11 protein-coding genes and 1 pseudogene are annotated in these 10764 nt (G+C 70.3%); 3 read left to right on the forward strand and 9 right to left on the reverse strand.

Translation table 11 applies throughout. The features are described from left to right. The 6 genes and pseudogenes from IJH84_RS00065 to typA all read right to left on the reverse strand — a co-directional run. Positions 1-336 (reverse strand): annotated as a pseudogene (locus tag IJH84_RS00065) (succinyldiaminopimelate transaminase); the annotation flags it as partial. Next, complete coding sequence (fdxA, locus tag IJH84_RS00070) at positions 333-653, reverse strand: ferredoxin (protein WP_295138651.1); 321 nt, start codon at positions 651-653, stop codon at positions 333-335. The pseudogene IJH84_RS00065 and the gene fdxA, both read right to left, overlap by 4 nt. Positions 654-989: 336 nt before the next feature. Next, positions 990-1358: a hypothetical protein gene (locus tag IJH84_RS00075; RefSeq protein WP_200073274.1), complete on the reverse strand. Its 369-nt coding sequence runs from the start codon at positions 1356-1358 to the stop codon at positions 990-992. Next, on the reverse strand, positions 1355-2266 hold the full coding sequence (mshB, locus tag IJH84_RS00080) for an N-acetyl-1-D-myo-inositol-2-amino-2-deoxy-alpha-D-glucopyranoside deacetylase (RefSeq protein ID WP_295138657.1): 912 nt from the start codon (positions 2264-2266) through the stop codon (positions 1355-1357). Before mshB ends, IJH84_RS00075 begins: the two co-directional genes overlap by 4 nt. Before the next feature lie 102 nt (positions 2267-2368). Beyond that, complete coding sequence (locus tag IJH84_RS00085; RefSeq protein WP_200073272.1) at positions 2369-4042, reverse strand: ABC transporter family substrate-binding protein; 1674 nt, start codon at positions 4040-4042, stop codon at positions 2369-2371. 223 nt (positions 4043-4265) lie between these two features. Further along, a complete protein-coding gene (gene typA, locus IJH84_RS00090; RefSeq protein ID WP_295138660.1) occupies positions 4266-6191 on the reverse strand; it encodes a translational GTPase TypA in 1926 nt (641 codons plus the stop codon). A 355-nt stretch (positions 6192-6546) separates the two neighbouring features. Here typA and IJH84_RS00095 point away from each other — a divergent pair, with 355 nt between their 5' ends. After that, positions 6547-6720, forward strand: a complete 174-nt coding sequence (locus tag IJH84_RS00095; RefSeq protein WP_200073270.1) for a hypothetical protein — start codon at positions 6547-6549, stop codon at positions 6718-6720. 44 nt (positions 6721-6764) lie between these two features. Here the strand turns inward: IJH84_RS00095 and IJH84_RS00100 are convergent, their stop codons facing one another. Further along, positions 6765-7088, reverse strand: coding sequence for a YciI family protein (locus IJH84_RS00100; RefSeq protein WP_200073269.1), 324 nt, complete (start codon positions 7086-7088; stop codon positions 6765-6767). A gap of 290 nt (positions 7089-7378) precedes the next feature. On the opposite strand from IJH84_RS00100, the gene trpS reads away from it, so the two are divergent. Continuing rightward, positions 7379-8344 (forward strand): tryptophan--tRNA ligase, encoded by a 966-nt coding sequence (trpS, locus tag IJH84_RS00105; RefSeq protein WP_295138667.1) that lies wholly within the window; start codon positions 7379-7381, stop codon positions 8342-8344. A 298-nt stretch (positions 8345-8642) separates the two neighbouring features. Here the strand turns inward: trpS and IJH84_RS00110 are convergent, their stop codons facing one another. Further along, positions 8643-9485, reverse strand: a complete 843-nt coding sequence (locus IJH84_RS00110) for an NUDIX domain-containing protein (protein ID WP_295138676.1) — start codon at positions 9483-9485, stop codon at positions 8643-8645. A 231-nt stretch (positions 9486-9716) separates the two neighbouring features. Between IJH84_RS00110 and IJH84_RS00115 the strand changes: the two genes are divergently transcribed. Further along, the gene (locus tag IJH84_RS00115) at positions 9717-10124 is read left to right on the forward strand and encodes a GNAT family N-acetyltransferase (protein WP_295138670.1); all 408 of its coding nucleotides are present in this window, start codon (positions 9717-9719) and stop codon (positions 10122-10124) included. A 25-nt stretch (positions 10125-10149) separates the two neighbouring features. Here IJH84_RS00115 and IJH84_RS00120 read toward each other — a convergent pair. Continuing rightward, positions 10150-10764, reverse strand: a 615-nt coding sequence (locus IJH84_RS00120) for a TOBE domain-containing protein (protein ID WP_295138673.1), incomplete at its 5' end; no start/stop codon positions are given.

Consider the following 10764-nt stretch of genomic DNA (forward strand, 5'->3'; position numbering starts at 1 on the left):
CCAGGCGACCAGCTCCTTCGAGCCGATCGTCGGCAGCACCGCTTCCTCGGGAACGGTCACGCCGTGCCGCCGGGACAGCGCCGCCGCGGCCGCGCGGCGCAGCTCCGGCGTCCCGTGCGTGGCCGGGTAGCCGGGGACATCGGAAACCGAGGCCAGCGCCGCGCGCAGCGGCTCCGGCACCGGATCGACCGGCGTGCCCACCGACAGGTCCACCAGGCCACCGGCGTGCGCCTTGGCGCGCGCGGTGGCCGCGGCGAGCGAATCCCATGGGAAGTCCGGCAGCTCCGGGCCGCGCCGGTGCGGCGGCTCGCCCGCCGGAGTCGGCTCGGCGGTCATTCTCCCTGCGGGGGCAGGCTGGTGACCGGCTCGACGTCCTTGTTGATCTTGCCGACCTTGGCGGCACCGCCGGGCGAACCGAGCTCGTCGAAGAAGTCGACGTTGGCCTTGGTGTAAGCACCCCACTCGTCCGGCACGTCGTCCTCGTAGTAGATGGCCTCCACCGGGCAAACCGGTTCGCAAGCACCGCAGTCGACGCACTCATCGGGGTGGATGTAGAGCATCCGCCCGCCCTCGTAGATGCAGTCGACAGGGCATTCCTCGATGCATGCCTTGTCGAGCACGTCGACGCAGGGCTCGGCGATCACGTAGGTCACGGTTGCTCTCCTGCTTGTTCCGATCCGGGCCAGACGTTCCCACCCGGCTGCTGACAGTATCCCCCGTGCCCGGTTCGGGAGACTAAGCGGTCCCACAGCGCGGGCACCGTTTTCGACCATACGACGGGGAGTACTAGGCGGTAAACGTCGCAAGATCGCGCGTCCGCAGGCGGGTGCAGCGGCCCGTCGCACGCCTTGCCGCGAGCCGTCGTCGCTGGTGAAAACAGGGGCTCCGCACCGCGCGGACGCGTCGCGAGCGCGCGGATTCACCGCAGTGGCACGCCCGCGAGTGCTGTTCGACACACCCACGCAGCGGCCTTCACCACCTGGCCGCCTTCACCGCCCGGCGGCCTGCTTGCCGAGCACGATGCCGAGCATCAGCGCCGAGGGCAGCGTGCCCGAGAAGACCAGCAGCAACGTCCGCCAGTCATCGCCGAGCAGCATCACGTCACCGCCCGGCCCGAACAGCCCGAACACGAAGATCGTGGCGAACCACAGCACCAGCGGCGCACCCGCGACGCTCCGGCGCGGTGCAAGCCGGCCGCAAGCCGCGACCAGCAGCGGAGTCGTCACCGCGGCCACCGCCGTGGTGATCGGGAACTGCACCTCGCCGATCCAGGACGGCAGGTAGAACAGCTCCACCAGCGCCAACAGCACCGTGTCCAGCAGCAGGAACCCGAACAGCACCCGGTCGAAGAGCGTCACCGCGACTCCACCGGTTCCGCTCCGCTGACGCCGAGCCCGCCGAACAGGTCCCGCTCGCTGCCCTGCGGATCACCGGTGGCCAGCACGTAGTGCTCGGTGCTGGAAAGCGGCTGCGCGACCCCGTTCGACAGCGCGTAGGCGCCCACGCCCGCGCCGTTGTCCCACTCGTCCAGCCACAGCTCGACCTGCGTGCGGTGCGCGCGCAACGCGCGGATCTTGGCAGCGAGCTGGTCCTCGATGTCGATCACGGTGCTGATCGACTCGTCCGCAACGCTGGGAAGTTCGTCGACCGACGGGCGCTCGAACGGCAACGCCTCGACATCGGCCAACGCCTTCAACCCGGCCTCGAGGCGGCCGCGCGATGGCACCGCGTGGAACACCCGCAGCACGTCCGGGACCTGCTCGGCAGCGGCCATGGTGATCTCGTGCGCGCGGACGTGATCGGGGTGCCCGTAGCCGCCGTCTGCGGCGTAGGTGGCCACGACTTGGGGCCGGACTTCGCGGAGGATCTCGGCCAGCGAGCCGACCTGCGCATCGCGATCACCGGCCGCGAACGCCCGCGGATGCGCAGCGGGCAGCGCGCCGGCCCGGCCCGGTTCCTCCCACAGCATCCCGGAGTCCCGCCAACGCCCTATCCCGCCGAGGAACCGGTGGTCGGCCACCCGCAGCGCCGCGCAGGCCGCGCGCAGCTCGCCGACGCGGTAGCCGCCGAGCTGGTCCGCCCGATCGGAGGCCAGCCCGCGCAAGCTCTCCGGAATGACCTCGCCCTCTTCCCCGAGCGTGCAAGTCACCACGGTGACCTGCACCCCGCGCGCCGCGTAGCGAGCGATCGTCCCGCCGGTCCAGAGGGTCTCGTCGTCCGGATGCGCGTGTACCAGCAACAACCCGGGTGGAGCCGTCAGCGTCACGGCGCCAGCCTAAACGGCCCGGCGCGCTGGTCGAACGCCGCCCGGCGATTGTCAATCACCTTCGATCAACTTCATTCGATCAGGCGGCGAGATCACTTGATATTAATAGCCGTCGTTCTCGCTGGGCGTTCCCCGCCACTGCGCGGCGGTGGAGAACGGCCCGGCCAGCCCGTTGCCCTGCTGCACCCCGCGCACTTCCCGGCCGGACACCAGGACCTGCGCCTGCTGGTACAGCGGCAACGCCACCGCCCGCGACCACAGCACCGACTCGACCTTCGCCGAAGCCTCCGGGAACGGCATCGCACCGCTGAGCGCCGCCTCGATCGTCGGCTGCAGCAACGGATCGCAGAACCCGGTCGGGTTGAACGGGAACGGCTGCTCGTCCGAGTCGACGCCCGGGCAGCCGTAGGAGGCGGCCATCATCGCCGCCGGATCACCATCGGCCGGACGCGGAGCAACCGCCATGTCCACCTGGCTCGCCCCCGGCTCCGCGGACAGCGGGTTCTTCGGCAGCATCTCGCCGAACAGCTGGTCGCCGGTCGGGGTGACCACGGTCGCCTGCACGTCCTGCGCACGCAGCTGCGCGGCCGCCGCCTCGGCGATCTTGATGTACTGCTCGTGCTCGAACGGCGCGGCGATCACCAGGTTCAGCGGCCGGCCGTCCTTCATCCACGCGCCCGCGACGTGCTCGTACCCGGCATCGGTCAACGACTGCTGCAGCCGCTCCGGATCCGGGCGGTCGGCGAACGCGCCCGGCGGCTCGGTCGGCTTGTAGCCCGGTTCCGACGGGGCCAGCACCTGCGCGTGCGCCGGCAACTGGTCACCAGGACCGCCGCCGGTTCCCACATCGATCAGCGCCTGCCGGTCCAGGCCCGCGAGCACCCCGTTCCGCACGCGCTCATCCGCCAGCTGCGCGCTCGTCGGCCGCAGCAGCACCTGCATAGTCGCCGGCCGGGGAACCGTGCTGACCTGCACCGACGAACCCATTTCACGCAGCGAGGCCATCGTCGCCGCATCCGCGCCGAACACCGCCAAGTGACTGTCCCCGCTGCGCAGCGCGGCGACCTGAGCGGCCTGATCGCTGGCGCGCAGCACGATCCGGTCGGAAACCGCGGGCGGGCCCCAGAAGCGGTCGTTGCGCTCCAGGATGATCTCGCCGCGCTGCTTGTCCACCTGCTTGATCGCGAACGGACCACCGGAGGCGGGGTAACCGCTGTCCAGCGCGGTCGCCCAGCCGCGCGGCGCGTCCCGCAGCAGATGCGCGGGCAGCAGGTTCGTGAACAGGCTCTGCCAGCCCGGGTACGGGCGCTCGAAGCTCACGTCCACGGTCTTGCCGCCGTCGCGCGAGGCGACATCGTCGATCAACTGGTAACCGGCCGGGTCGGACACCCCGGGCTGGGAGCGCAACTGCTCCCACAGGTACAAGAAGTCCTCAGCCGCGATCGGCGCACCGTCGGACCAGGCGGCTTCCTTGCGGATGCGGTAGCGCACCGTGAACTTGTCCGCGCCCGGAACGACCTCGGCCGACTCCATCAGCGTGCTGTCCAGCCGCCTGCTGCCGTCCGCGGCCGGCCGGAACACCGACGGCAGCATCAGGCTGGACAACGCCGAACTGGTCGGCGACAGGTCGGCCAGCGCGTGCGGGTTGAAGCCGCCCTCGAGCGAATCCACCCCGACGACCACCTCCGTCGGCATCGGCTGCCGCGCAGGCGGCGGACCCGGCGCGGGCGGTTCGACCAGCGGCGGCGGTGGTGCGTTGGTGCAAGCCGCCACCATGCTCCCGATCGCAACCAGCAGACAGATCACGGTGCGCGGCCGTCGACCCTGGTGCACGCTGCCGAACCTCCCCTCGTTCCCCAGGCCGTCTCGCGGGCGGCGCGATGCGCCCCATCGGGGGACGCGCGGAAAGACTCATGGTTCCGCGCGTCCGCACCTCATTCGACACCGGGGTGGGACCGCTGGGCGTCCGTTCAGCCTCGCAGCCGGGATTCCCCGCGGCTCAGCCCTGGTCCCGCGCCTTCGCGCGCGAACGCTCGCGGCCGCGGGTGGTGGCGTCCAGCACCACCTTGCGGACCCGGACCGCCGACGGACCGACCTCGACGCACTCGTCGGCGGAGCAGAACTCCAGCGCCTCTTCCAGGCCCAGCGTGCGCGGGCGGGCCAGCCGCTCCAGCTCCTCACCCGCGGCCGAGCGCATGTTCGTGAGCTTCTTCTCCTTGGTGACGTTGATGTCGAGGTCCTCGGCGCGCGGGTTCTCCCCCACGACCATGCCCTCGTACACCTCGGCACCCGGCTCCACGAAGAACGTGCCGCGGTCCGCGAGCTGCAGCATCGCGTAGGTGGTCACCGGCCCGGAGCGGTCCGCGACCAGCGAGCCGCTGTTGCGCGTGCGCAACTCGCCCACCCACGGGAAGTAGCCCTCGAAGACGTGGTTCGCGATGCCGGTGCCGCGGGTCTCGGTGAGGAAGTCGGTGCGGAAACCGATCAGCCCGCGGGCCGGGATCACGTAGTCCAGCTTGATCCGGCCGGTGCCGTGGCCGTCCACGGTCTCCATCCGGCCCTTGCGCGCGGCCAGCAGCTGGGTGAGCGCGCCCATGTACTCCTCGGGAGCGTCGATGGTCAGCCGCTCGAACGGCTCGCACAGCTGGCCGTCGATGGTCTTGGTGACCACCTGCGGTTTGCCGACGGTGAGCTCGAAGCCCTCCCGGCGCATGTTCTCCACCAGCACCGCCAGCGCGAGCTCGCCGCGGCCCTGCACCTCCCAGGTGTCCGGGCGCTCGGTCGGCACCACGTTCATGCTGACGTTGCCGATCAGCTCCGCGTCCAGCCGGCTCTTGACCTGCCGCGCAGTGACCTTGGTTCCGCCGTTGCGGCCGGTCAGCGGGGACGTGTTCACGCCGAAGGTCATCGAGATGGCCGGGTCGTCCACGGTGATCCGCGGCAGCGGCTGCGGGTCGTCGGGAGCGGCGAGGGTGTCGCCGATGGTGATGTCCGGGATGCCTGCGATCGCCACCAGGTCGCCCGCGTACGCCTCGGTCGCCGGGACCCGGTCCAGGTTCTGGGTGACCAGCAGTTCGGTGATCCGGACCTTCTGCACCGTGCCGTCCTCGCGGCACCAGCCGACCGTTTCGCCCTTGCGCAAGGTGCCCGCGTGGATGCGGCACAGCGCGATGCGCCCCAGGAAGGAGGAGGCGTCGAGGTTGGTCACCAGCGCCCGCAGCGGAGCTTCGACGTCGCCGATCGGCGCGGGCACGTGCGACATCAGCGTGTCGAACAGCGAGTCGAGGTTCTCGTCGGCGGGCAGCTCACCATCCACCGGCGCGGTGCGGCTCGCCCGGCCTGCGCGCGCCGACGCGTAGATCACCGGCAGGTCGAGGATCGCGTCCATGTCGACGGCGCCCTCGCCGTCGTCGAGCTCGGAGGCCAGTTCCAGCAGCAGGTCGTGGACTTCCTCGACGACCTCGGAGCAGCGCGCGTCCGGGCGGTCGACCTTGTTCACCACCAGGATCACCGGCAGCTTCGCCGCCAGCGTCTTGCGCAGCACGAAGCGGGTCTGCGGCAGCGGGCCTTCGCTCGCGTCGACGAGCAGGACCACGCCGTCGACCATGGACAGCCCGCGTTCGACCTCACCGCCGAAGTCGGCGTGCCCCGGGGTGTCGACCACGTTGATCGTGACCGGGCCGTCCTCGGTCGTGCGCCGCAGGGACGTGTTCTTCGCGAGAATGGTGATGCCCTTCTCGCGCTCCAGGTCGTTGGAGTCCATCACCCGGTCGACCAGCTCGGCGCGCTCGGTGAACGCACCGGACTGGCGCAGCATGGCGTCCACCAAGGTGGTCTTGCCGAGGTCGACGTGCGCGACGATCGCGATGTTGCGCAGATCGGTGCGGACCTGCTGGTTCGGTTCGGCGACGCTGGTGGCGGGCACGCGAGCTCTCCTGATTCGGCAAGGATCTGGGTCGGGCAGTCGCAGCCGCGTCGACCTCGTTGCCGCGGCTGCTGTGCCGCCGCTGCGCACGCGCACGTCACCGGGCTCGGGCCGGGGCGGCCGGCTCCGCTCGGCGGAACGCGGCCGAAGGCGCTCGGCGCTGGTGCAAGGCCCGGCGCGCTGTCGACTAGCGGCCACACCCAGCGTAGGGCACCTGCCGACGCGAACGGGCGGCAGGTGTCGAGAGCAACAGTCCCCCGGCCGACATCAAGTTCGCACCGGCCGACCGGCGGCACCTACGCTGACGCCGTCCGATCCGGCTGCCGGGTGGTCACAGGCAGGGGAAAGACCAGACGTGGGCAAGAAAACGATCAAGGTCAAGCGGAAATGCTGCCATTCGCAACCGCCGTGCAAGCAGTGCCCGATCGTGGTATTGCGAGAAGCACTCAAGGATGCAAAGGCAGCCGAGGTCAAGAAGGCCCAGAAAAAGGCAAAGAAACAGTCAAAGGATAAGAAAAAGTCAGATTGACCCGCCGCCGCGGCGCGGACCGCGGTGGCTGCCTGCGAAATCCGTTATTCGGCCGCCGGAGCGAACTGGTCGGCGAACTTCGCCATCTCCGGTACGGTCCGGTAGGACTGGAACTCGATCACCTCGTGCCTGGCGAGTTTGCGCAGCTCGAAGGGGTCCGTGGCGAGTATGGCCTCCAGCCTGCCGCGGGACATCGCACGTGCGATGAGCACACCGCCGGTCAGCGGCATACCGGGTTCGGGGGTCCGGTGCCCGGTGGCGATGAAGTCTCCGGCCTCGTAATGCCGTGAAACCCACTCGTAGTGATCCACCAAAGCGCCGTCGATGTCGGCTTGCGGAGCGGTGTAGTTCAGCAATACGACGAACATGATTCCACGATAGTCCTTCCCGACGGCCGTTGCCGATACCTTTCTGGTAACGTGCCGCACGTGCACGAAATGTCGCGTACCGGCCGCATCCGCGTATGCATGCGCCATGCAGAAGCAGGCCATGCAGACGCTCGGGTTTGCGCTGCCTGCGCACGCGTGGGCAACTGGTGGGCCGCCGAAGGGCGGCCCCGGCTCGTCGTGCACTGAAGTCAGCACGCGCATCGGTCGCCACCAGGCGACCGGCGCGGTGCGGCGGACCCGGGTGGCGGCCCCGACCATCGGGAGAGATCGTGACCCGCTTGTCCGGCATCACCCCGTCCGGCCACATCCACTTGGGCAACCACCTCGGCGCGATCCGCCGGTGGGCCGCCGAAAGCGAGCCGGACGACCTCTACTTCGTCTCCGACCTGCACGCCATGACGCTGCCGTACCGGCCGGAACGGCTGCGCGCGCTCACCCGCGAGAACCTCGCCGTGCTGCTGGCCGCCGGGATCGATCCGGGGTCGGTGTTCGTGCAGTCCGACCTGGTCGGCGAGCTGGGAGCGCTGAACTGGGTGCTGGAGTGCACCTGCGGCTACGGCGAGGCCGCACGGATGATCCAGTTCAAGGAGAAGGCGGCCGAGCAGGACTCCGCACGGCTCGGGCTGCTGACCTACCCGGTGCTGATGGCCGCGGACATCCTGCTGCAGGGCGCTTCCGAGATACCGGTGGGCAACGACCAGAACCAGCACGTCGAGCTGGCGAGGACGCTGGCCCGCCGGTTCAACGCCTCCTACGGGGAGGTGTTCACGGTGCCAGCGGCCGCGGTGCCCCGGGCGGCTGCCGGCGTGCGGGATCTTGCGGATCCCGGCCGCAAGATGGCCAAGTCGGCGCAGCAGCAGAACGGTGTCGTGTTCGTGCTGGACGAGCCGGACGTGGCGCAGCGCAAGATCAACCGGGCGAAGACCGACGACCTGCGCGACGTGCGGTACGAGCCGGAGCAGCGGCCGGGGTTGGCGAACCTGATCGAGATCTTGGCGGTCTGCACCGGGGTCAGCCCTTACGCCGCGGCTCGGACGGCGACGACGTACGCGCAGCTCAAGGATGCGGTGGCGGAGGCCGTGCTCGAGGAACTGCGGCCGGTGCGCGAGCGCGCGCGAGAGTTGCTCGACGACCCCGGCGAACTCGAGCGGGTCCGCGAGAAGGGCGCGCGGCAGGCCGCGGAACGGGCCAGCAGCAGGCTCGGTGCTGCGTTGCGAGTCGCCGGGCTGCGATGACGCGAAAGCGGGCGGGTCGACATCGGCATCGGCCCGCCCGCTTCGTTCACCAGTTCGAGTGCAATGGGGCTCGGATGGTGGCGAAGCGCTGATCGGCGGCGCCAGTCTGGATCTCATGAACAGGTTTTCGACGGCCATCGCCGATTTCCAGGCACAACAGACAGAGCCGACTTCCAGGCACAACAGACAGAGCCGATTTCCCGGCACAACAGACAGAGCCGACTTCGGGCGCAACGCACAGGGCAGCAGGCCCGAACCGATCTTGCGCGGCCGAGTACCGCAGCACGCGCCGCGGCTGTCAGGCCAACAGCTCCCGCAGGGAGTGCAGCAAGACGCGGTCAGCTTCCAGCCAGTCCAGCGCGGCAAGCTCGGCGGCGGATGCCCAACGCACCTCCCGGTGTTCCACGGCCCGGGGTTCGGCGGTCGGGTCCGCGGGCTCGGCAGTGTGCACGCGCAGCAACATCCCGTTGTGCAGCGGAACGTCGGTGCCCACCCGGCCGGTCGGGACCACGCCGATGCCGAGTTCCTCTTCGCATTCCCGGATGACCGCGTCGCGTTCGCCTTCCCCCGGTTCGACCCGGCCACCCGGCAGTTCCCAACGTCCGGCGTCGCGGGCCGGGTAACGCCGTTGCTGCACCAGAAGCCGCCCGTCGTGCACCAGCGCGGTGCCGACCACGATCGGCCGCTGCGCCCACGACTCGGCGAGCTCGCGGACAGCGCGGAAGCGGTACGCCAGCACTGCTTGCGCTACCCGGCGGCCCACCAGCACGTCGACCGTCCGTCCCAACACCCCCAACGGGCTCTTCCACCGCAGGCAGTCGGTCAGCGACGTGGATCGACCGCCGTCCGACCCCCCGATCTCTGCGAGCACGCTGTCGTGCCGCATCTCCCGGAGAGGACCAGCGATGAGCACGGAATCCAGTTCGTCGGCAGCCGCCCGCACGACCCTGCTGCGCAGGCTCGGCCAACCGACCGCGAGCCGGAACGACAGATCATCGCCGGGCACGAGGAGCTCGGCGGCCGTCGTGCTCACCCGCCCCCGGACGCCCAGCGCACGCAGGCCGTCCTCGGCCGTGCGGGTGTGCCGCAAGGCCGCTGCCACTGTCCTCGGCGGGGCATCGACCGACCCCTTGCTCCGCATCGTCGACACGTGGCGACATCCTGCCGCACCGCTGTCCCCGCTCCGGAAGCCGGCTGCCGCGCTCGTCGCGTTCGCCAGGCGACGGGTTCTTCCGGTCGCGCGGGACACCGGCCTGGCACGGACGGTGTGGCTACTGTTGCCGAAGGGCTGGCGAAGGTCGTACGGCTGGTCGCCACCGACGCACGGTAAAAGCCGACGCGCCGACGGCCGATCGCGACCTACGCTGCCGCAATGGACTACGAGTTCGACGATGACCTGCGGCGGGTCGACCGGGACGCGGTGTGGAACTTCCTCACGACCGAGGCGTACTGGGGCAACAACCGCACCCGCGAGCAGTTCGATCGCCAGCTGGACGGCGCGTGGCGCGTCGTCGCCGCGTACGAGCGCCCGGGCGGCCGGCTGCTCGGGTTCGCCCGAGCCTTCTCCGATGGAGTGCTCAGCGCATACCTGGCGGACGTGTTCGTACTGGCCGAAGCGCGCGGGCACGGCATCGGTGCTGGGCTCGTGCGGACGATGGTCGAAGACGGTCCGGGCGGGAACTTCCGGTGGATGCTGCACACCTCGGATGCGCACGAGCTGTACCGGCGATTCGGGTTCGACGAACCGAACTCCGACTTCATGGAACGGCCCAGGCGGTGAGCGAGCCCGGTCGGGCACCCACCCGTCACCCGACGACGGCCACGCCCTCGGAATCGAGCACCAATCCGGCCCGCTCGCCCACAGCCGGTGCCTCGGCGGTTTGCGCGACTGCCTCCACCTGACCGACCTCCGGGACCGACACGGCGAGCCGGAAATGATCGCGCCGGTACACCCGTTCCCGCACGGTCCCGGTCACCGCGACGTCCCGGTCTCGGTCGTCCACCGGTCGCCGCGCACGCACCCCGGTCGCACGCAGCCCCAACTGCACTTCGCCGTCGTCCGCCCGCACTGCCACCGACCCCAACGCGCACGACGCCACACCGTCCCGGACGCGCGCGGAAAGAAAGTTGCAACAGCCCAGGAACTCCGCGACTTCGATACTGACCGGTCGCCGCCACAGCAGGTCCGGCGTGTCCACCTGGGTGATCGTGCCGCGGATCATGACCGCTACCCGGTCGGCGAGCGTGAACGCCTCGTCGTGATCGTGCGTGACGACCAGTCCCGTCGAGGTTTCCCTGCCGAGCAGCGCGGCGAGGTCGACGGCGAGCCGTTCGCGCAACATCCGGTCCAGTGCCGACAGGGGCTCGTCCAGCAACAACAGCTCGGGGTCGGCGGCCAACGCGCGGGCCAGCGCGACCCG

This window comes from Saccharopolyspora sp. (genome assembly GCF_017434145.1).
Classification (GTDB): Bacteria; Actinomycetota; Actinomycetes; order Mycobacteriales; family Pseudonocardiaceae; genus Saccharopolyspora_C; species Saccharopolyspora_C galaxeae.